The following is a 21,949-nucleotide window of genomic DNA, read 5'->3' as shown; positions in this document are numbered from 1 at the left end:
GTGTTCTTTTGGGATACCATGGGACCATATGGGCGTCAATGGGATGAAGCCGCATCAGGCGCGACCACAGCCTGAATATTCATAAGCCGTTAAGTTTAACGAAAGGTTAGGATACCCTTGAGCGAACGCCTCAAAACGGATTGTTTTCACAAGCGAAAACTCTCGTGCGCGACGACAGGAAACCCCGGAAAACCAGGGCATCCACAGGCTCCCGAATTTATTTCTGGAGAGCAGAGAGCGCCCTTGCCGCAAGAGCGGGTTGATTTGCCAGTTGGCCTGTAAGCCGGGTTCTGTATGGCTCCGGCCGAGACCGGAACGTGGCAGCCATTCATCTGGGACGGCGCTTGCGCGACGCCTCTTGCAACCCACCCGGATGACCGGCCCGGAAACGGGCTGGAGCGCTTGCGCACCCCGCGTCATCCCTATTCGGTTTTGCTCCCGGTGGGGTTTTCCGTGCCGTCGCTGTTTCCAGAGACGCGGTGGGCTCTTACCCCACCCTTTCACCCTTACCCGATCCTGAGATCGGGCGGTTTGCTTTCTGTGGCACTTTCCCTGAGGTTGCCCTCGCCGGACGTTATCCGGCACCGTGTTTCCGTGGAGCCCGGACTTTCCTCACCTCATCGCCTTTCGGCATTGATGAAGCGCGGCTGCCCGGCCAACTGGCACAGGCTCATTAACCGAGACTTCGGGCAATTGCCACCGAAATATGTCAGATTGCGCAGACAGGATGTCAGTCGCGGAAATGTGCTGAGAAATCCGTGGCGTAGCCCTCGTCCTTGATTCGACCTGCGAGCAGCAGTTCCGCTCCGAGCCGGCCAATTTCATCGGAACTCTTGGCGGAGGTGCCGTTGCAGCCCACCAGGACCGCGACGCGCGAGGAAGACGTATAGCCGATCATCGGATAGCCTGATGGAGAATAGGAGACGGCGCAGGAATTGGTGAAAGACGGTGGTCGCTTCACGCCAGGAACGAGTTCATGAAAGATCCGCACCAGATGTTCGCGGGCCTTGTCGCGGCCGGCGGTGCGGAACCAGGCGCGCAATTCGGCCTCGGTCTCGAACTCAAGATCGTCCGGATCGCCGCCGATCTTGATGTAATGCTTGCCATCGGGATAACGGATCGGCGGCAGCATATAGATGCTGTCCACATCGTCCGGCTTCACCGAAATCAATGAGGGCATGCCGGACAGGGCCTCGGCCTCGGCTTCGCTCACTTCGAAGAAAGTAACCGTGCGGCCATAAACCTTCATCTCAACAGGTTTCTGCAAGAGATTCTCGGCAATGGAGAAACCGCCAGTGGCAAGCAGCACCTTTTCAGCGCTGAACGTCTCACCTTCTGCGGTCGTGACCACGGCACGACCGGCCTCGTCACGGATTGACAGAGCAGTCTGCTTGATCACCCGCGCCCCAGCTTTTTCAGCAAGCAGGGACTGCGCCTTCACCAGCCGCCTCGGACTGATATGACCGGCGCCGCGAGGCTCGTAGACCCCTTCGCTTCCCGATGAGAACGAGAAGAAGGGAAACTTCGCCTTGAGCCCGGCATCATCGAGAAGATCAGTCTCTACGCCAAGTCGCCGTGCAGCATCCACGACGTCAGCGACATAGTCGTTCTCGCCGCCTCGTTTCGGGCCGGTGACGAGGCATCCGACAGGCGCGTAGAACTGGATGCCGCTATCCCGTTCGATTTCCGCATAGCGGCTGATCGAACGGTTCGCGAGGCGCGCCCAATCCGTGTTCGGATCGATCGTACGGGTGATGCGGCCTTCATCGTAGTGGCTGCCGAAAACGCCTTGATGGCTGGCGCGATCCTCCGGCTCATCCGGCCCAATGACCGCAATGCCATCCGTCTGCCTGGCCAAATGGCGGGCAGCGGCGGCCCCCATCATTCCGCGACCAACGACGATGAACCTGAAATCCGCTGCCATGCTACGACCCTCACTATTCGAAGGCTTTCGATAGCATGGAACGCGATTCCGCCCTACCCGTTATCGGCAATGGAAAGAGGTCAATCCAGAAGGGCCAGCACCTTGCCGCAATAGCGCTTGGAAACAGGGTTCATGCGCGTTGCGCCATGGCCGGCATTGTATTTGAGAATGGTGTTGCAGGTCGGGCCGCCGCCGAGGTTCTGCGCCATGGCAAGATATTTCATGCCGAATTTGATATTCGTCTCGGGATCGTAAAGACCCTTGGCGCGACCGGTATAACCCATCAGACGGGCCGTTGCGGGCTTGATCTGCATCAGGCCGATTTCGCCGGCGCTGCCACGCGTTCTCGGATTGTAGTTGCTTTCGATCTTAACGACCGCCTTCGCGAGTTCGACTGACACGCCGTTCTGCTTGGCATATTTGGCAATCAATGCGGAGTAGCGATCTTGCCCGGCAGAGGAGTTTCCGCCATTGCGCAGTTCGGCCGGAATACTGGGCACCGGAAAGCCGGTGGTACGACTGACGGTCTTGAGGGGGCGCGTTCGGTGCTTTCCATCGCGCTGGCCTGCAGAAGCGCAATCATATCCCACCAGCAGCACGCCCACGCATGCTACAGCCGCAACAATCAAATTTTTCATGTAGTCTTTTGTCTCCAGGGGTGGGACCGCGGGCGGCACAAGCCGTCACGTCCGGCTGGAGGCAAAAAGAGCCGCCGGAATGCACAGTCCCCATTAGTCGTCTACGGCCGCGCGACACACAAAACCAGACTGCGCGACCGCCGTTCAGCGAGCGCCGTTAGACCAATGCAATGCGGAGATAATAGGGAAAAGCTGTGGCGCAGCAGGGAGTTACGCCTTTTATGGATTATAGCCGGCTATAGAAATCGTTGAGCGCGGTGCTTTGGCTACGAAAAGCGAGGCAATGCGGACAGAAGCCGGTGGAGCGTATCGATCGTGGAAAAATCGGCAATGCCGTCCACCCGCTCCTGACGGAAATGACGCTGAAAAGCTTCGACGTCCCCCTTCAGCTTCTCGGAGAATTCACCTGTAATTTCAGTTCCGTAGCCATAGAGCGACAGCATGGATTGAAGGGCCTCGATCGGCTGCCCCACATCACCCTTCTGGAAAAAGCGGCCGCCGGTGATGGCAGCCGGCTCAACCCAGTGTCCGACACCCGCTGCGGCAAGCCGCGCCCAGGGAAACTTCTCACCCGGATCGACCTTGCGCACAGGGGCAACATCCGAGTGTCCGAGCACTCTCTCAGGCCCGATTGCCCAGCGTTGGCCGCAATCACGACACAGTTCGATGACCGCTTCTATCTGCACATCAGGGAATTCCGGCAGTCCGCCGGGATGCCCAGCATTGGCGATTTCAATGCCGATCGACCGTGAGTTGATGTCTACATCGCCATGCCACGAACTCTTGCCTGCGTGCCAGGCACGCCGCTCCTCCGGAACAAGCTGGACGATGCGTCCGTCCTCGAAAACGAAGTAGTGGCTCGATACCTGGCTTTCAGGACGACAGAGCCAATCCAGGGCGCCCTCGGCGGTGCCCATGCCGGTATAATGCAGAAGAATAATATCTGGTCGAACGCCATCGCGCCGCTCGCCGTGGTTCGGCGACGGCTGTACCCTGGCGCCGGCGAAATCGGCCTTGAATGCACTCATGCTGCGCGGCGTTCTTTCTCGATTTCGGCATAAGCCGCATTCAGAGCAGCCATCCGCTCGTTCGCAATGGCATGAAATTCCTCGGGTACACCGCGCGACACGAGGCGATCCGGATGATTTTCATAGACGAGCCCATGATAACGGCGGCGGATCGTCGGGAAATCGTCCTGACGCGACACGCCAAGTACCTTGTACGGGTCCCTGCCGCCGCTCACATGACGGGCCATGATCTGCTCGAACCGTTCTTCGCTCATATGGAAGATCTGCGCGACATGCTGCAGGAAATCCATTTCCTTCTCGTGGATCAGACCGTCGGCCTTGGCGATGTGGAACAACCCGTCGAGCACGTCTTCCAGCACCGGGCAATTCTCGGTGCAGGTTTCGCAGAGCGTCGACAGCCGTTCCGCATAGGCTTCGTAGCCCGCCACATCCTGCCGCGCCAGGTTATAGAGCCGAGCGACGTTCTTCGCCTGATCCGGCGGAAATTCGAAAATCTCGCGAAACGCATTGACCTCGTTTTCGGTCACGATCCCGTCCGCCTTTGCCATCTTGGCGGAAAGCGCGATGATCGCGACTGAAAAGGCTACCTTGCGGCGGGTTTCCGGGTCGCCCTCAAACACGGTGCGAATAGCCTCGACCACCGCCGACAGGGCATTGCCAGCGGTGCTACCAATAGCATTCAGCAATCTTTCCCAAAACGACATGACGGTTCCGCAGGCTCTCGTAAACTATGGAACACCTTGACCAAATAATGCCCGCCATTGCAAGCAGTCCATTCGTCGCAAGCCTGAAAACACTTTTCACAATTTGGTAATGATGACGTGTTTCAGGCCTACGTCTTTAGCGGAATGCGCCCCCTTCCCGACTGCGCTTGAGCCGCAAAACAAACCGCTGGTTTCTTAAATTCTTTACTTTACAGCCATGCGCACCTGTCGCATCCATTCCCACGGCAACCATGAAATAAAGCAGCTCGACTGCAAGGAGGATCTCCATGGCCAAACAGAAAGTCGCAATGCTCACCGCCGGCGGATTGGCACCCTGCCTTTCGTCCGCGGTTGGGGGTCTGATCCAGCGCTATACCGACGTGGCGCCGGAGATCGACATCATCGCCTATCGTTCTGGCTATCAGGGTGTCTTGCTGGCCGACAGCATCGGCATAACGCCGGCCATGCGCGAGCGCGCCCATCTTCTACACCGCTATGGCGGCTCGCCGATCGGAAACAGCCGCGTAAAACTGACCAACGCCGCCGACTGCGTGAAGCGCGGGCTGGTCAAGGAAGGCGAAAACCCGCTGCGGGTGGCTGCCGAGCGCCTTGCCGCTGACGGTGTCACCATTCTTCATACGATCGGCGGCGACGACACCAACACGACGGCCGCCGACCTCGCGGCCTATCTCGGCGCCAACGGCTATGACCTGACCGTCGTCGGCCTGCCTAAGACGGTTGACAACGACGTCGTGCCGATCCGCCAGTCCCTCGGCGCCTGGACGGCTGCCGAAGTTGGCGCGCACTTCTTCGACAATGTCAGCAACGAACAGACAGCCGCCCCGCGTACGCTTGTCATTCACGAAGTCATGGGACGTCACTGTGGCTGGCTGACGGCCGCGACAGCCCGCGCCTACATTCAAAAGACCAGCGCCAATGAATATGTCGAAGGCTTCATGATGAATGCCGCGCTGAAGAACATCGACGGCCTCTACCTGCCCGAGATAGCCTTCAATATCGAAGCCGAAGGCGAACGGCTGCGTGCCATCATGGAGAAGACGGGCCAGGTCACGCTGTTCGTATCCGAAGGTGCTGCCCTCGACGCCATCGTCGGCGAGCGCGAAGCCGCTGGCGAAACCATCAAGCGCGACGCCTTCGGCCATGTGAAGATCGACACGATCAACGTTGGCGGCTGGTTCCAGAAGCAGTTTGCCTCGATCATCGGCGCCGAGCGCTCGATGGTGCAGAAGTCGGGCTATTTTGCCCGCTCGGCCCCGGCAAACGGCGACGATCTCCGCCTGATCCAGGGCATGGTCGATCTCGCCGTCGAAAGCGCGCTCAACAAGGTATCGGGCGTCACCGGCCACGATGAGGGCCAGGGCGGCAAGCTGCGCGTGATCGAATTCCCCCGCATCAAGGGCGGAAAGGCGTTCGATATCTCGACCCCATGGTTCGCCGGCGTGATGGACCATATTGGTCAGAAATATACGCAAGCCTGATTGCGTGGTGATCAGACGGCACGATCGATGATTGAGCAGCCTGATCTGTGATCAAGCGGCTCGATCGTTGATCAAGCGGATTGACGGATCGTCAATCCGATGTCTTTGCTGGCGGCGAAAAAGGAATAGGGGAGGATTCCATGTCCATCGAAACCTGGCTCGCTTTCGCCGCCGCGTCCTGCATCATGCTGGCCATTCCAGGCCCAACCATTCTCCTTGTCATATCCTATGCGCTCGGTCACGGCCGCAAAACCGCGCTGGCGACCGTCACGGGCGTGACGCTGGGCGACTTTACGGCGATGACGGCATCCCTCGCCGGGCTGGGCGCCCTCCTCGCTGCCTCGGCCACATTGTTTACGATTCTGAAGCTGATCGGCGCAGCCTATCTCGTCTTCCTTGGAATCAAGCTCTGGCGGGCTCCGATCGTGACCGGCCCGATGGGCGACAACGACAATCTTCCGGAAGAAAAACCGTTAAAGATTATGTTGCACGCCTACGTTGTAACCGCTCTCAACCCGAAGAGCATCGTTTTCTTCATCGCGTTCGTTCCGCAGTTCCTCGACATGTCCAAGCCATTTCTTGAGCAAACGCTTATTTTGGAGGCAACCTTCCTCACTTTGGCGGCATTGAACTCCCTGATTTACGTCTTCGTCGCCGATATGGCGCGCGGGTTTATCCGCAAGGCAAGCGTGCAACGCGCCGTCAATCGAACGGGCGGAACCCTGTTGATTGCAGCCGGCGCAGTGACCGCCGGATACCGTCGGATGGCCGCTTGAGCCCGTCCAGGGTTGCAGCGCGATCACGGATAGGTTAATGGGGATTCATAATTTTATCGATCCTGTGACCGAATTGTGAGGTCCTGTGACCGATTTGCATCGCAAATTAGGTTTGGTTTTTTCGAAAGTGACAGAATGGTAGCGATCGGATTTCCCAGCCTGAAGCGCAGCGTTGCCGTATCGGCAATGATGTGCGGCGCTCTCGCCGGGTGTGCAAGCACTCAGCAGCAGACGTCTCAGGCAGAACTCCCGTCGGCACACACCAACGTGCCGCATCCGAATACGACCCTGATCGCCAATGGAGCCGCTGCGCCCGTTGGCGGTGTAGCAATAGCCGCCGCAGCTCCGGGATTCATCGGACCGCGCCAGCCACAACAGGTCGCAATGGTAAAGTCCGGACGCGTTGGCGCCGGTGCAGTAAACCAACAGCAGATCGACGCTGCACAATCCCGTTTCGGTCAGCCGACGGTGGCTGCGGCAAATACGTCCAATCAGGGAAGTGTCGCCATTGCCGCGGCAACGGGCGCGCCTACGGCAAACACGTCTGCAGCAGCAGCCTATGCCTCCGCCGACGTGCCGCTTGTTCCTTCGGTCGTGGCAATTCCGATGCCCAATCCGGCTCGCCCCGGCGACGCCGCACTGATACCGGCTTCCGGTCCCATCGCACAGGCAGAACCGATCATTCCGATGACTTCGGATATGGCCGCCATTCAGGTTGCCGTACCGACCCCGCGTCCCGACCCCTCGGCACAGGCGGAAGTCGCCTTCGCAACGCCGGCACAGGTTGGCCTCGGCCGTTATGTGGACAACCGCGCTCATTATGATTTCAACTTCGACAGCAGCGGCCCGACGGTCGTTCCGGCTGTTTTGACCACCCAGAACTATGACTCCGATGTCCCGGCGGCGGAAAAGAGCTACGTTTCGAAGCTCATCCAGAAATACGCCAAGCTTTATGAAATACCGGAGTCACTGATCCATCGCGTTGTTCATCGCGAAAGCCGTTACAATCCGAAGGCTTACAACAGAGCCGGATATTTCGGCCTGATGCAGATCAAGTACAACACGGCCAAGTCGATGGGTTACCAGGGCCCGGCATCCGGCCTGCTCGATGCCGAAACCAACATCAAATATGCCGCCAAATATCTCCGCGGCGCATGGATGACGGCAGACAGCAAGGCACAGAACAAGGAAGCCAACGCCGTCCAGCTTTATGCTCGTGGCTACTATTATGATGCCAAGCGCAAGGGCCTGACGGACGTCGCCAACGGCAATTACTGACCCTAGTGAAAGACTTTGAAAGCCGGCCTAATTCGTGGCCGGCTTTATTGTATCCACGATCCGCTTCACCAGCACTTGCGGCCGATAGTCGGCCCAGGCTGGCGTGAGCCCCATGCGCACCACCACCAGATTGGCGGATGGAACGATGGCGATAGTCTGGCCGTCGTGACCGCTCATCCAGAATGTGTCCGCCGGCAGACCGAATTGCGCGTTGGAGCCGCCTGGGCCTGCAAGCCATGCCTGAACCTGCGAGTAGACGCCTTCTGACGCTGTCGTCGGCGTGCGCATGGCGCCCACAAAGCCCTCCGGCAGCAACCGGCTCCCCTTCCAGACGCCGTCCTGAAGCAGGAACTGGCCAAAGCGTGCCCAATCGCGAGCATTGGCATAGAGATAGGAACTGCCGACATAGGTTCCGCGCTCATCGGCTTCGAACACCGCGCTATACATGCCGAGCGGCGCAAAAAGCGCTTCGCGCGGATAGGAAATCGCAGCGCTCAAGTTCGGGAGCTTGTTCATCCAAAGCCGAGAAAGCAGGACAGCGGTACCGCTGGAATAGCTGAACCGCTCCCCGGGCGAGGCAAGCTGACGCGCATTGGCCGCTATACTCGTCGTATCCGGATCGAGATATAGCATGCGGGTAACATCGGAAACGCTGCCATAGGACTCGTTGAAGGCAAGCCCGCTCTCCATGGCGAGCAGATCGCTGAGCTTGATATCCTTGCGCGAGTCGTCGCTCCAGAGCGGAAGCAGATGCTGGTCGTCGAAAGACATGCGGCCCGCCAGCATGAGGCGGCCAATGATGGCGGCATTGACCGTTTTCGTCATCGACCAGCCGATCAGCGGCGTTGCCTTGCTGAAACCCTCGCCATAGGCCTCCGCAGCGATCCGCCCGTCCTTGACCACGACGATGGCCCGCATGGCAGGACCGGCCAGGTCCGGGTTCGAAACGATGCTGGCGAACTTGGCATCCTGTTCGCTCTGGCCGAGATTGACGGTATCCCCGTCCGGCCATACCGCATCGTTCTTGGGTGCCTTGACCTTGTTGAGGAAAACAGCGCTTCGCGCCGCCTGCAGATCGCCGTCAGGCACGGTCGTGCAGCCGAGCGCACCGCGATAGAGCGCATAGTTCGGAGCGAACATCCCGAGGAAACGTGCCCTGACGACGCCCTCATCTCGATCGACGGAAACGCGGATGAGCTTCAGCGCCGGATTTCCGGGAGCTTGCACATCGTCGGCCAGCACCTGATCCGGATCTCGTTTGGCGACGAATGTGTTGGAGCAAACCATCTTGGCGGCGTAGCCATCGCCAACCTTCAGCAGTTCCGGCGGGGAAACGGAAAGCCACACAGCTCCGCCTGCGACAATGATCAGCAGCAGCATGACAACTGCCCCGATCACTCTCGAAATCAAACGCATGACACATACCCTCCAAAGGTAGGCGGAGACAATCAGGAAACTAAGCAAGATGAAAGAGCTATCGTCGCCGGTTGCCTCCCAAATAGCTGCAACGGCGCATTTCCGCCAGACATACCAACAGTCCGCGTCATCAGACTGTAGCATTGCCGGGTTACACGCCCAGAACCTTAAAAAACGGTAACAAGACTCAGATGACGGAAATCGCCCCGGATGCCGGTCTCCAGAAGAACCGGAAACTCAAGGACGCTCTGCTGCAGCATAAGGCACTATCCAAGGCAGGTCTCTCGGAGCGCTTGTTCGGGATGCTGTTTTCCGGCCTCGTCTATCCGCAGATCTGGGAAGATCCGGATGTCGACATGCAGGCGATGGAGCTCCAGCCGCATCACCGCATCGTCACCATCGGCTCCGGCGGCTGCAATATGCTCGCCTATCTCTCGCAGAGCCCGGCGTCGATCGATGTCGTCGACCTCAACCGTCATCATATCGCGCTCAACAAGCTGAAGCTCGCTGCCTTCCGGCTACTGCCGGATCATGCGGATCTGGTGCGTTTTTTCGCGACGCCTGAAGTTGCCGCAAACAGTCAGGCCTATGACCGGTACATCGCGCCACGGCTTGATACGGCGACGGCTTCTTACTGGGATGGTCGAGACCTCTATGGTCGCCGCCGCGTCACGGTCTTTGACCGCAATATCTACAAGACCGGCCTGCTCGGCCGCTTCATCGGCGCAGCACATGTGCTCGCACGCCTGCACGGCGTCCGGCTCGCCAAGATGACGGATGCGCGCACGCTTCGCGAACAACGTCAGTTCTTCGAAAACGAGATTGCCCCGATCTTCGATCGGCCGATGGTTCGGTGGCTGCTCGGCCGCAAGAGCTCGCTCTTCGGTCTCGGCATTCCACCGCAGCAGTATGACGAGCTCGCCAGCCTTGCCGGCGACGACTCCATCTCGGCCGTCCTCAAGCACCGCCTGGAAAAGCTCGCCTGCCATTTCCCGATGCGCGATAACTATTTCGCCTGGCAGGCCTTCGCGCGCCGCTACGCCGGTCAGCATCAGGGTCCGCTGCCGACTTACCTCAGACCGGAGCACTATGCTGCGATCCGCGCCAACGCCGACCGGGTCGACGTGCACCATGCCAATTTCACGGAACTGCTGGCGTCCAAGCCTGCGGCTTCCCGCGATCGTTACATCCTTCTGGATGCCCAGGACTGGATGACCGACGAGCAGCTCAACAGCCTCTGGGCCGAGATCACCCGCACCGCGCGCGAAGGCGCTCGCGTGATCTTCCGCACGGCCGCGGAAAAGAGCATCATCGAAGGCCGGCTGTCCCCGGCCATCCGCGATCAGTGGGTTTATTTCGAGGAGCGTTCGCAAGAGCTGAATGCTCTCGACCGTTCTGCTATTTACGGTGGCTTCCACATTTACGGGAAAAGAGCGTGAGCCAGGCTGATACCGGTATAGAGACCAGCTCCAACAACCATGCCAGGCTGATGGACGGCATGTACCGTTATCAGCGTCACATCTATGATCTGACGCGGAAATACTACCTTTTCGGACGCGACCGCACGATCGCACATCTTAACGTGCCGATTGGCGGCTCCTTGCTCGAAGTCGGTTGCGGCACCGGCCGCAACATGTTGCTCGCCTACAGAAAATTCCCATCCGCGAGGCTCTATGGTCTCGACATCTCTCAGGAAATGCTGATTTCGGCACGGAACAACTTTCGCGGCCTCAAGCAGATGCCCGACTTCCGAGTCGCCGACGCCACAGCTTTCTCGCCCGCCGATTTTCATGTCGATGGCTTCGATTGCGTGATGATTTCCTACGCCCTGTCGATGATTCCCGACTGGAAGAACGCGATCGACGCGTCGCTGGCTGCCGTTGCCCCAGGTGGCGAGCTTCACATTGTCGATTTCGGCCAGCAGGAGGGTTTGCCAGGCTGGTTTCAGGCCCTTCTCAAAGGATGGCTGAAGAAGTTTCACGTCACACCGCGCGCCGATCTCCTCAATATATTAGAGGAAAAGGCCCAAGCTCGCGGCATGTCGCTCAAGACCGAGAAGATCGGGCGAGGCTATGCCTGGCGAGCCGTCGTCACCAAGCAAGGTGCTTAAACTCAAGCGAATTTGAGCGCAAAACCAGCGCCAACCAGGCTTCAAGCATAAGAATTTGCTTGAAGATAACGCATTTTTTACGTTGATATGGTGAACGAAGTGGCAAGATCGGCTGTCAGCAGCACGGTCACCCACTGCTTTGGATGCGGGGAACCCTATGCGGAAACCCGATCTTGGGGCGATCATATCACTCGGTTCTTGACGGGATAAACATGCGCAGGCTTCTGTTGTGCCTACTGCCGCTCGCCTTTCTAGTGAACGGCTGCACGACGGGCTACGACGCTTTCTCGAATGTGTCTCCCGCCAAGACCCGGTTCAGCGATACGAAGCCGCAGGATTTCGGCAGCGATCATCCGCAGCGCCACCCTATCCACGGTATCGACATTTCAAAATGGCAGGGCGACATCGACTGGCAAGCCGTCAAGGCTTCCGGCGTCGCCTTCGTCTTCATCAAGGCGACGGAAGGCAAGGATCGGATCGATCCACGCTTTACCGAATATTGGAATGAAGCCAGCACCGCAGGACTTCTGCACGCGCCCTACCACTTCTTCTATTTCTGCTCGACCGCCGACGAACAGGCAGATTGGTTCATCCGCAATGTGCCGAAGGATGCGATGGCGCTTCCGCCCGTTGTCGATGTCGAATGGAATCCCGGCTCCCCGACTTGCCGCACTCGACCGGCCCCGGAGATCGTGCGCACGGAGATGAAGCGCTTCATGGATCGCCTGCAAGCCTATTACGGCAAGCGGCCGATCATCTACACCTCGGTCGATTTCCATCGCCAGAACCTTGTCGGTTACTTCAAGGACTATCACTTCTGGGTCCGCTCGGTCGCAAAGCATCCCAAGGAGATTTATGCGGACCGCAGCTGGGCCTTCTGGCAATATACGTCCACAGGCCTAGTCCCCGGCATCAAAGGGCCGACCGATATCAATGTCTTTGCCGGCTCCGAGCAAAATTGGCACAGCTGGGTGGCGGCAGTACAGAAGCAAGGAAATTCTTGAGACTGAGCACACTTATCTCTTGCTTATGTCACAATCTTCTGTGAAAGCGACCCTATTCTATCACTAGAGAGGATCGTTCATGGACCGCCACACCATTCGACGCAGCACGCTCGGGTTGATCTTCGCTTCAGCTATGGCAGGCTCCGCAATCGCTCAGACTGCGGTTCCGGCAGCTGTACCGCCAGCAAGCAGCGCCGCCACTCCGAAGCCTGCTTGCGGTGGTGATCTCGCAGCTTTCCTGGCCGGTGTGAAAGCCGAGGCGATTGCCGACGGCGCAGACGCAGCATCTGCGGATAAAGCACTAGCCGGCGCGCAGATCGACCAAAAGGTCCTCGCCATGGACCGTGGTGGCCAGAGCGTATTCCGCCAGACCTTCCTCGAATTCTCGCAACGCACCGTCAGCCAGGGCCGACTCGATATTGGCCGCCAAAAGATGAAGCAGTATGCCGACGTCTTCGCCAAGGCTGAGAAGGACTATGGCGTTCCTCCCGGCGTCATTACGACCTATTGGGCCATGGAAACCGACTTCGGCGCCGTTCAGGGTAACTTCAATACCCGCAACGCCCTGGTCACCCTCGCCCATGATTGCCGCCGGCCGGAATTTTTCCGCCCGCGCCTGATCGCGCTCATCGAGCTGGTGCAGCGTGGCGACGTCGACCCAGCAACGACGACCGGCGCCTGGGCCGGCGAAATCGGCCAGACACAGATGCTGCCGCCTTCGATCATTGAGTATGGCACCGACGGCGATGGCGACGGTCATGTCAACTTGAAGACCAGCGCGCCCGACGTGATCCTGACCACGGCGAAATTCCTCCAAAGTCTCGGTTTCATCCGCGATCAACCCTGGCTGCAGGAAGTTTCGGTTCCCGACAACTTGCCCTGGGAAAAATCCGGCATTGGTGGCACGCTGACGGCTGGTGATTGGTTCAAGCTTGGCGTCAAGCCGCGCGACGGCAATACGAAATTTGCCTCGCTACCAGCTGCACTCATCATGCCGCAGGGCCGCAAAGGCCCCACCTTCCTGACCTATCCGAACTACAACGCCTTCCTTGGATGGAACCAGTCATTCATCTACACGACCTCAGCCGCCTACTTCGCCACGCGCTTCGCTGGTGCCCCTCCCTATAACAAGGGTGCACCAGAGCCGGGCCTGAACGACGTCGACATGAAGGCGCTTCAGACCAAGCTCGTCGCGCGCGGCTACGACGTCGGCAAGATTGATGGCATTCTCGGATCCGGCACGCGTGTCGCCATCCAGAAGGAACAGTTCCGTCTCGGTATGCCCGCAGATGGCTGGGCGACATCGGCGCTTCTCAACGCGCTTTAAGATCTCAGGATCTTATGGAAAAGGCGGCCAGCGGGCCGCCTTTTTGTTTGTCACAGCATTGCCGATCCTTTGCGCGCCCCCATTCTGCCGCTTGGCGCAGGAAACGGGTGGAGATCGCCCCTTCTTTCAAGCTACATAGCTTCGAACGGGAGGACACTCGATGAACGGCGACAATCGGATGAATGCTTTGACCTGGAGCCTGCTGCTATTGCTGGGGCTCATCTGGGGTGGATCTTTCTTCTTTGCGCGCATTGCCGTTCACTATGTCACGCCCTTCACGCTTGTCCTTCTGAGGCTGATGCTGGCCGCGGTGGCATTACACATCTATCTCGCCGGCCGCTTCGGGATCTACCAGGCACTCCGCCGTCACTGGTGGCAATTTCTATTGCTGGGCCTGATCAACAACGCCGTGCCCCACACATTGCTGTTTGTCGGCCAAACCCAGATGGGCGCCGGGCTTGCCTCGATCCTCAATGCCACGACACCGATCTGGACGGTGTTGATCGGCAATCAGCTGACGACCGACGAGCGCCTGACGCCTGCCAAGCTCGCCGGATGCCTTACCGGGCTTGCAGGCACGGTCGTGTTGCTCGCCCCGAGCATTACCGCCAGTGCTTCGGTGCCACTCTGGGCGGTGCTGCTGCCGATCCTGGCGGCAATCTCCTATGGCTTTGCGGCAATCCATGCCAAGCGCTTCAAAGGGATCGCCCCGCCAGTCGTCGCAGCCGGCCAGCTGACAGGCTCCTCGCTAATCATGCTGCCGGTCGCCTTGATCGTGGATCAGCCCTGGAACCTCCCGATGCCGCCTGCATCGGCAATTGCTGCCATTCTCGGTCTTGCCCTGCTGTCGACAGCCTTCGCCTATATTCTCTTCTTCCGCATTATGGCCCTTGCGGGCGCCACGAACACCTCGCTCGTTACCCTGCTGGTGCCGCCATTCGCCATGCTGCTGGGCTTCCTCTTCCTCGGTGAGCGGCTCGGCCTAAGCGAGATTGCCGGCATGATGCTCATCGCCGCGGGCCTGCTCATACTCGATGGAAGGGTCTATGCCTGGTTCAAACGCGGCAGCCGCCCGCGCCTGACATGATCCATGCACCAAGTTCTGGCCGCACCATTGTCCCCCGAAAACAAGCGGCCTGGTAACAGTTATTCACAATCCGTTATCGAGACGCGATGCAGAAATTACCGCGTAAAATCAAAGATCTGCGGCGGAATAATGAATCAGAATACCAACTCTGCGCCGCATTGCAGCATCGAATTCGCTTTCCAAGCGACACATTTTCGACATAAAACTTACCGGCTGACTGAGGAGGAAGACATGGGATTGACACGATCCATTAACGTCCTGGTGGTCGGTGCGGCCTTCGTATTTGTCGTAACGATGCTTTTCATCTGACAAACTCGCGAAATTCGCAAACGACCGAACTCCGAAAGCTAACAAAACAACGGTTCCATTGGAAAAGCGCATGTCCGAGACGGACATGCGCTTTTTTATGAACAGTCATTGTGTGCGGTAACTATGCCGTCAGGCAGCCGCGCCGGCCCGCTCAGCAACCTTGCGCTGGATGCCCAGTCGTTCGAGGACCGCCGAAACCAGTTGCGAGCGGTTCATCGTATAGAGATGAAACTCGTCGAAGCCACGGCGCACCAAATCCTGGATCTGCTCGGCCGCCACTTCGGCCGCGACCCGCGCACGCAGCTCAACATCGTCATCCGTGCCTTCAAAGCGCTCATCAAGCCTTGACGGAATGCTGGTGCCGCAAGCACCAGCAAAGCGCTTCAGCTGCGTCAAATTCTGGATCGGCATGATCCCCGGCACGATCGGAATCTTGATCCCGGCAGCACGGACGTGGTCATGGTAACGCTCGAACGCATCGTTATCGAAGAAAAACTGCGTCAACGCCCTGTCGGCACCATTATCGGCCTTGCGCTTCAGCATGTCGATGTCGGCAGAAGTATCCCGGCTCTCCGGATGTTTCTCCGGATAGGCCGAAACCGAAATATCGAAATCGCCGCGCTCGCGCAGCGCAGCCACCAGTTCAGCTGCATTGGCGTAGCCGCCCGGATGCGGTTGGTAGGCCGAGCCGACACCGCCTGGCGGATCGCCGCGCAGGGCAACGAAACGGCGAACGCCAGCGGCAAGAAACTCGTCGATCACCCGATGCGTGTCTTCGCGCGTCGCGCCGACGCAAGTCAGGTGCGACGCCGTGGTGAACGGCGTCTCATGGATCATCTTGCGCACGGCCGAAAGCGTCGGCGCCTTGGTGGAGCCGCCTGCTCCATAGGTGACAGAGACGAATTCGGGATCCCACTCGGTAAGATCAGCAACCGTGTTCCACAGCTGCTGTTCAGCCTCCTCCGATTTCGGCGGAAAGAACTCGAAGGATATGCGGACGCCGCCCTGGCTATTTTCCGATTTCGAAGACATATCAAACTCTCCCAGCAAGAATGGGGGACGATTGGCGGTCCTGTCCAGCTGCGATCAGCAGCCGCGGATCGCGCGCCAGCCATATGGTGACTGTCAGCGCCTGACCGCTTTCCTTCCCTGAATGAAGATCCTGCACCTGCTCGACATCGAGCCCCGCCAATTTCAGCCAATCCGATATGGTCTGATGTGAAAAGCCGAGGCGCAGATGCGCATGCTCGTCACGCAAATACTCAAGCCCATGCGGCGCCAGATCGATGATCACAAGCCGGCCGCCGGGTCGCAGCATCCGCGCCGCTTCCGCAACGGCAATCTCCGGCTGATCGAGGAAATGCAGCACTTGATGAATGGTGATCAGGTCGAAATCCTGCTGCTCGAGCGGCAGGTTGAAAATGTCGCCGTGGCGCACAGACGCCGAGGTAATATTGGAACGGTCGAGATTGGCGCGCGCCACGGCAAGCATGTCACGGCTGGCGTCGATGCCGACCGCGCGCCGATAGTGCCCTGCCAATAGCTGCAACATGCGACCGGTGCCGGTTCCCAGATCGAGAAACGAGTCAATCGCTTGCGGGCCGATCAGCCCGATCAATGCCTTGTCGACATCTTCGTCGGCAGCATGCAGGCGACGCAATTCATCCCACTCGGCAGCATTCCGGCTGAAATAGGCTTGTGCACGTTCGGAACGAACGCGTTTGACGGCGTTAAGGCGCTCCGCGTCCCGCAATAGAACCGCATCTTTCTCCGCGGTATGGCGCAGAAGCGTATGGGCAAGTGTTACAGCCTTGCCTTCCTGCTTCAGGCGGAAATAGGCCCAGGCGCCCTCCTGATAGCGGTCGATCAGCCCGGCCTCACCCAATAGCTTCAAATGTCTGGAAATACGGGGCTGCGATTGGCCGAGAATTTCTGTAAGATCTGTCACGGTGAGATCGCCTGCGGCGAGGAGTGCCATGAGACGCAGCCGTGTCGGTTCGCCGACGGCCTTCAGCACGTCCACAACCTCATCCAAGCCGAGCTTCACCAGATCCGTCATCCCACACCCAATCAACATATAAAGATATCCTTATGTGAATTGAGTGCATTTCGCAAGTGCCAATTGGCCACCGCGGTCGCCGGGCGTCGGAAAACTGTTAGTTTTCGGCGAAAACGGAATATCCGGATACTCGGATGGGCAAACAAAAACCCCGAACAAGCCGGGGTTTTCGAGATGCAAAACCGCGAGGTTAGCGCGTCAGCCGCTTGTGCGCCTGGCTGCCCGGATTGAGGGCATCGGGGCCGAGACGGCGGATCTTGTCCTGCTCGTAATCCTCGAAGTTGCCTTCGAACCATTCGACATGGCCCTCGCCTTCGAACGCGAGGATATGCGTGGCAAGACGGTCGAGGAACATGCGATCGTGGCTAATGATGATGGCGCAGCCAGCGAAGTTTTCGAGCGCGCTTTCCAGCGCCCCCAGCGTTTCCGTATCGAGGTCGTTTGTGGGTTCGTCGAGCAGAAGCACGTTGCCGCCAGCCTTCAGCATCTTGGCCAGGTGAACACGGTTGCGCTGACCACCGGAGAGATTGCCAACCTTCTGCTGCTGGTCGCCACCCTTGAAGTTAAAGGCGCCGCAATAGGCGCGCGAGTTCATGTCGAACTTGCCGAGCTTGATGATTTCGGCGCCGCCGGAGATTTCCTCCCACACGGTCTTATTGCCGTCAAGCGCGTCGCGGCTCTGGTCGACATAGCTGAGATGCACCGTCTCGCCGATGCGGACCGAGCCGGAATCCGGCTTTTCCTGCCCTGTGATCATCTTGAAGAGGGTCGTCTTGCCGGCGCCGTTCGGGCCGATGATGCCGACGATGCCGCCCGGCGGCAGCTTGATCGACAGATCGTTGATCAGCGTGCGGCCTTCGAAGCCCTTGGTGATGCCCTCCATCTCGACCACCACCTGGCCGAGACGCTCGCTGACCGGAATGATAATCTGCGCATCACCGGGACGCTGATTCTCGGCAGCATCGACCAGCTGCTCGTAAGCGTTAATACGCGCCTTGGACTTGGCTTGGCGGGCCTTGGGGCTGGAGGCGATCCATTCCTGTTCGCGGCTGATTGCCTTCTGACGGCCAGCTTCTTCGCGGGCTTCCTGCTGCATGCGCTTGGCCTTGGCCCGCAGATAGGCGGAATAGTTGCCTTCATAAGGAATGCCACGGCCACGGTCGAGTTCGAGAATCCAGCCGGTAACATTGTCGAGGAAGTAGCGATCGTGGGTGATCATCATCACGGCACCCGGATAGTCGCGCAGGTGCTTTTCCAGCCAGGCGATGGTCTCGGCGTCGAGATGGTTGGTGGGTTCGTCGAGCAGCAGCAAGTCCGGCTGAGAGAGAAGCAGGCGGCAAAGCGCGATACGGCGACGCTCACCGCCGGAAAGGCTGGTGACTTCGGCATCGCGCGGCGGGCAGCACAATGCTTCCATCGCCATCTCGACCTGACTTTCCAGATCCCAGAGATTCTGGCTGTCGATGATGTCCTGAAGCTTGGCGCCCTCTTCCGCCGTCTCGTCGGAATAGTTCATCATCAATTCGTTGTAGCGATTGAGGATTTCGGTTTTCTTGGCAACGCCTTCCATGACGTTTTCGAAAACCGTCTTGTCGGGATCGAGCTGGGGCTCCTGCGCCAGGTAGCCGATGGTGGCGCCTTCGGCCAGCCAGGCTTCGCCGGTATATTCCTTGTCGAGGCCGGCCATGATGCGCAGCACTGTCGACTTACCGGCACCGTTCGGGCCGAGAATACCGATCTTGGCGTCAGGATAGAAGGAGAGATGGATATTCTCGAGGATCTTCTTGGCGCCATAGGACTTATTCAGTCCGGCCATATGATAAATAAACTGACGTGCCATAGCTTGGGTTACTCCACGGGCGGATAACATTGCGAATTGTGCCGCTATGTAGGCGAAACCCGGCCCTCGGGCAACGGCGAAACCTTGTCCGAGGGCATTTATCCGCGTTTGAAAGGCCGGATCAGCTCAGAAACCGGCCGCGTCCACGACGCCGCGATCGCAGCCGAACGACGTGCTGCCCGCCCCCTGGATCAATTTGGCGAGCCGTGGCTCGTTGCCCTGCTGAGGATCGAGTGCATCTCCCGACAGGCCGATCGTCAGCTCCGAGATCATCCTGACGTTGCCGACGCGGCGGCAGCTCATCTTGATGCGCGCATTGGCGTCCTCGCCGAAGCTCTGGTCGAAGGCGGCCTTGATGGTTTCCGCATCCAATTCCTTGCCGATATTCTTGGCGAAAAGATCACGAACGGCAGATGCATTGAGTTCGGTGATCAGGCCGGCGGCGATGGAAAAATATTGGTCGGCGGTCAGCTTCGAGCAGGTGCCGTGCTTGATCCACTCATGCCGCTCCAGGCCGGACTGCGTACCTGGCATGACCTTGTCCAGCTTGGCCTTCACGTCCTGCGACAGTTGCACCGCCGGCAGATCTTTCCAGTCACGGCCACGATCCGCCTGCTTCAGGTCGTCGGAAACGTTGCAATATTCCTGCCGCATCGGCCAGAGGCCGTGCAGCGAAAAATTCGTAGCGTCGTAATTGCTCGACGATTGGTTCCGGCATTCCGCCTTTTTCTGATTTGTCGCGCAAAATGCCGGCTCCCAGCTTGCCGCCAGGATAAAGCGCGTGCGCCCCCTGCTGTGTTCCTGCGCCACCGCGCTCGCGACCGTCCCGACAGAAAGGAGCACAACCGCAAATACTCGAAGCAAATGCTTCATTCCACGCCTCCAACTAGAACATTATGGGAACAAATAAGCAGTTTGACAAAGTCTACGCAACCCTGAATCACAGGGCATCAGAGATTTATTTCTGTGGGCCTCAACGACTGTCCATTGCATTCCGCCGGCTGATCAACTCTCATTCACATGGGGAGGAACGGTGCATGTTTGCCGAGACGCAACGCCTGAAAAGTCCGACGGGCGCGACGATTGCCTATCATCACACGCCGGCGTCGGGTGCAGCGTGCGGCATCCTCCTGATATCCCACGGCCTTGCCGAGCATTCGCGCCGTTACCAAGCCTTCGCGGACGCAATGGCCTCGCATGGGTTTCATGTCTATGCCCATGATCACCGCGGGCACGGCGAAACAGTCGCGGCCGATGCGCCGATCGGTCGTTTCGCACAAAGAAACGGCGGCGATCAGGTGATGGCGGACGTTCTGGCCATGCGTGAACTTGCCGCCGCGGCTCACCCCGGTCTACCGGTCATCCTCTTCGGCCACTCCATGGGTGGACTGATCAGCCTCAACACCGCCGTCACCTACCCCGATAAGTTCGATGCCGTCACGGTCTGGAATTCCAACTTCAATCCGGGCATTGCCGGCCGCGCCGCGCAGCTCATCCTGAAGACGGAACGCATGTTCAAGGGCTCGGATGTACCAAGCGGACCGCTGCCGAAACTGACGTTCGACACTTGGGGCAAGTCGATTCCAAATCGCCGCACTGAGTTCGATTGGCTGTCGCGCGTGCCCGAGCAGGTGGACAAATACATTGCCGATCCTCTTTGCGGCTTCGATGCCTCCGTCTCGCTCTGGCTGGACATATTCGAATTGAGTTTTCGCGCGCCGCAAAAGGCCTATCTCGACAGGCTGCGACGCGATACGCCGATCCATCTCGTCGGAGGCGGAAAGGACCCGGCTACAGACAATGGAAAAGCGATTTCCTGGCTGTCAGACCATTTGAAGCGTGCCGGCTTCTCCCGCGTTACCACCACCATCCATCCGGACATGCGGCACGAAACCCTGAATGAAATCGGAGCCGACCAAGTTACGTCCGACTTTGCCGACTGGTGCAGGAAGATAGTGGCAAAGAATTGATATTAAAAGGAATACCAGAATGAATGCCACCGGCGGCTCCTCGCTGCGCTTACCGCAGTCGGAGCTGACTTTCGGCCTTGCGATGATGTTCATCTCCGTCATCCTCTCGCCGATCATCGATATCTTCTCCAAGCTTGCAGCAGCCACCGTCCCGCCGGCCGAAGTCACCGCCGCACGCTTTATCCTGCAGGCGCTCTTTGCCCTGCCGATCATGGCCATGCGCGGACAATGGGGCGTCTGGTCATGGAGTCGCAGCGGCGTGCATGCCATCCGTGCCGGCGTGCTGACCCTATCCATGGTCTCGTTCGTGACGACGTTGCAGGTCATGGAGGTTGCCGATGCCATCGCCATATTTTTCGTGGAGCCGATCATCCTGACTGTCCTCAGCAGCATTTTCCTGAAGGAGACGATCGGTTGGCGGCGCTACACCGCCTGCGCGGTGGGCTTCTTCGGCGCGATGCTGATCATCCAGCCGAGCTTTCAGGAAGTCGGCTTCGTTGCTCTGCTGCCTGTTGTCACCGCGTTCTGCATCGCAGTCTATGTGATGATCACCCGCGTCGTCTCCCATAGCGAGGACGCATCGTCGATGCAGTTCCAGACCGGCATATGGGGCGTCGTTTTCAGCTTGATCCTGCTTGCCATCGGCCGTGCCACCGACGTTGCAATCCTCGGTTCGGTCGTCCCGGACCTGACGGCCATGCTCTACCTGCTCGGCGTCGGCGCCAGCGCAGCCATCACCGGTATCCTCACCGTATACGCCTATCGCGCCGCACCGGCCTCCATGCTGGCGCCTCTTCAATATTTCGAAATCGTTTCGGCGACGATCTTCGGATGGCTCGTCTTCGACAATTTTCCGGATGCGATCAAATGGCTCGGCATCTTCATCATCATCAGCTCCGGGCTCTACATTCTCTGGCGCGAGCGGCGCTTTGCTTCCAAGCCGGTATCCGATACATCTGAAACAGCATTCACGCCGTAAG

The 21,949-nt window shown here is 58.9% G+C and carries 19 protein-coding genes and 1 other RNA gene; 10 read left to right on the top strand and 10 right to left on the bottom strand.

The features are described from left to right. Positions 1 to 263: 263 nt before the first annotated feature. From rnpB to ACIQJ2_RS11650, 5 genes are all read right to left on the bottom strand, one after another. An RNA gene (gene rnpB / locus ACIQJ2_RS11670) (RNase P RNA component class A) lies at positions 264 to 663 on the bottom strand. Between the two features lie 67 nt (positions 664 to 730). After that, positions 731 to 1,924, bottom strand: a complete 1,194-nt coding sequence (locus ACIQJ2_RS11665) for an NAD(P)/FAD-dependent oxidoreductase (RefSeq protein ID WP_400675691.1) — start codon at positions 1,922 to 1,924, stop codon at positions 731 to 733. Positions 1,925 to 2,004: 80 nt separating this feature from the next. After that, complete coding sequence (locus ACIQJ2_RS11660; RefSeq protein WP_199145301.1) at positions 2,005 to 2,562, bottom strand: transglycosylase SLT domain-containing protein; 558 nt, start codon at positions 2,560 to 2,562, stop codon at positions 2,005 to 2,007. A 266-nt stretch (positions 2,563 to 2,828) separates the two neighbouring features. Continuing rightward, positions 2,829 to 3,590, bottom strand: a complete 762-nt coding sequence (locus ACIQJ2_RS11655; RefSeq protein ID WP_199145303.1) for an N-acetylmuramoyl-L-alanine amidase — start codon at positions 3,588 to 3,590, stop codon at positions 2,829 to 2,831. Then, positions 3,587 to 4,294: a DnaJ family molecular chaperone gene (locus ACIQJ2_RS11650; protein ID WP_199145305.1), complete on the bottom strand. Its 708-nt coding sequence runs from the start codon at positions 4,292 to 4,294 to the stop codon at positions 3,587 to 3,589. The genes ACIQJ2_RS11655 and ACIQJ2_RS11650 overlap by 4 nt, the downstream gene beginning before the upstream one ends. A 287-nt stretch (positions 4,295 to 4,581) precedes the next feature. Here ACIQJ2_RS11650 and ACIQJ2_RS11645 point away from each other — a divergent pair, with 287 nt between their 5' ends. The 3 genes from ACIQJ2_RS11645 (at position 4,582) to ACIQJ2_RS11635 (ending at position 7,847) form a co-directional block, all read left to right on the top strand. Beyond that, complete coding sequence (locus ACIQJ2_RS11645) at positions 4,582 to 5,793, top strand: pyrophosphate--fructose-6-phosphate 1-phosphotransferase (protein WP_199145307.1); 1,212 nt, start codon at positions 4,582 to 4,584, stop codon at positions 5,791 to 5,793. Between the two features lie 140 nt (positions 5,794 to 5,933). Then, positions 5,934 to 6,569 carry a LysE family translocator gene (locus ACIQJ2_RS11640; RefSeq protein WP_199095911.1) on the top strand — a complete coding sequence of 212 codons (636 nt, stop codon included), beginning with the start codon at positions 5,934 to 5,936 and terminating at the stop codon, positions 6,567 to 6,569. A gap of 135 nt (positions 6,570 to 6,704) precedes the next feature. Next, positions 6,705 to 7,847, top strand: a complete 1,143-nt coding sequence (locus ACIQJ2_RS11635; RefSeq protein ID WP_400675688.1) for a transglycosylase SLT domain-containing protein — start codon at positions 6,705 to 6,707, stop codon at positions 7,845 to 7,847. Positions 7,848 to 7,874: 27 nt separating this feature from the next. On the opposite strand, the gene ACIQJ2_RS11630 is transcribed toward ACIQJ2_RS11635, so the two are convergent. After that, entirely contained in the window at positions 7,875 to 9,263 is a 1,389-nt protein-coding gene (locus tag ACIQJ2_RS11630) for a serine hydrolase domain-containing protein (protein ID WP_400675686.1), read from the bottom strand. A 191-nt stretch (positions 9,264 to 9,454) separates the two neighbouring features. Here ACIQJ2_RS11630 and ACIQJ2_RS11625 point away from each other — a divergent pair, with 191 nt between their 5' ends. From ACIQJ2_RS11625 to ACIQJ2_RS11605, 5 genes are all read left to right on the top strand, one after another. Next, positions 9,455 to 10,702 (top strand): DUF3419 family protein, encoded by a 1,248-nt coding sequence (locus tag ACIQJ2_RS11625; RefSeq protein ID WP_400675684.1) that lies wholly within the window; start codon positions 9,455 to 9,457, stop codon positions 10,700 to 10,702. Then, positions 10,699 to 11,373, top strand: a complete 675-nt coding sequence (locus ACIQJ2_RS11620; protein WP_400675682.1) for a class I SAM-dependent methyltransferase — start codon at positions 10,699 to 10,701, stop codon at positions 11,371 to 11,373. The genes ACIQJ2_RS11625 and ACIQJ2_RS11620 overlap by 4 nt, the downstream gene beginning before the upstream one ends. A 212-nt stretch (positions 11,374 to 11,585) precedes the next feature. After that, positions 11,586 to 12,377: a GH25 family lysozyme gene (locus ACIQJ2_RS11615; RefSeq protein WP_400675680.1), complete on the top strand. Its 792-nt coding sequence runs from the start codon at positions 11,586 to 11,588 to the stop codon at positions 12,375 to 12,377. A 79-nt stretch (positions 12,378 to 12,456) separates the two neighbouring features. After that, positions 12,457 to 13,704, top strand: coding sequence for a lytic murein transglycosylase (locus ACIQJ2_RS11610; protein ID WP_400675678.1), 1,248 nt, complete (start codon positions 12,457 to 12,459; stop codon positions 13,702 to 13,704). 160 nt (positions 13,705 to 13,864) lie between these two features. After that, entirely contained in the window at positions 13,865 to 14,791 is a 927-nt protein-coding gene (locus tag ACIQJ2_RS11605; RefSeq protein WP_400675676.1) for a DMT family transporter, read from the top strand. 438 nt (positions 14,792 to 15,229) lie between these two features. Here ACIQJ2_RS11605 and metF read toward each other — a convergent pair whose 3' ends face one another. The 4 genes from metF to ACIQJ2_RS11585 all read right to left on the bottom strand — a co-directional run bounded on the left by metF (position 15,230) and on the right by ACIQJ2_RS11585 (position 19,872). Next, on the bottom strand, positions 15,230 to 16,132 hold the full coding sequence (metF, locus tag ACIQJ2_RS11600; protein WP_400675674.1) for a methylenetetrahydrofolate reductase [NAD(P)H]: 903 nt from the start codon (positions 16,130 to 16,132) through the stop codon (positions 15,230 to 15,232). A gap of 1 nt (position 16,133) precedes the next feature. Then, positions 16,134 to 17,159: a metalloregulator ArsR/SmtB family transcription factor gene (locus ACIQJ2_RS11595; protein WP_199145322.1), complete on the bottom strand. Its 1,026-nt coding sequence runs from the start codon at positions 17,157 to 17,159 to the stop codon at positions 16,134 to 16,136. A gap of 190 nt (positions 17,160 to 17,349) precedes the next feature. Then, entirely contained in the window at positions 17,350 to 18,999 is a 1,650-nt protein-coding gene (gene ettA, locus ACIQJ2_RS11590; RefSeq protein ID WP_400675673.1) for an energy-dependent translational throttle protein EttA, read from the bottom strand. A gap of 126 nt (positions 19,000 to 19,125) precedes the next feature. Then, entirely contained in the window at positions 19,126 to 19,872 is a 747-nt protein-coding gene (locus ACIQJ2_RS11585; RefSeq protein ID WP_400675671.1) for a ribonuclease, read from the bottom strand. 164 nt (positions 19,873 to 20,036) lie between these two features. On the opposite strand from ACIQJ2_RS11585, the gene ACIQJ2_RS11580 reads away from it, so the two are divergent. Continuing rightward, on the top strand, positions 20,037 to 20,969 hold the full coding sequence (locus ACIQJ2_RS11580; protein ID WP_400675669.1) for a lysophospholipase: 933 nt from the start codon (positions 20,037 to 20,039) through the stop codon (positions 20,967 to 20,969). Positions 20,970 to 20,988: 19 nt separating this feature from the next. Further along, entirely contained in the window at positions 20,989 to 21,948 is a 960-nt protein-coding gene (locus ACIQJ2_RS11575; RefSeq protein WP_400675667.1) for a DMT family transporter, read from the top strand. Position 21,949: the final 1 nt, after the last annotated feature.

The sequence above is a fragment of the Rhizobium sp. NPDC092011 genome, assembly GCF_044756305.1.
Taxonomy (GTDB): domain Bacteria; phylum Pseudomonadota; class Alphaproteobacteria; order Rhizobiales; family Rhizobiaceae; genus Rhizobium.
Note: the sequence above shows the minus strand (reverse complement) of the source record. Positions and strands in the feature narration are given on the sequence as shown.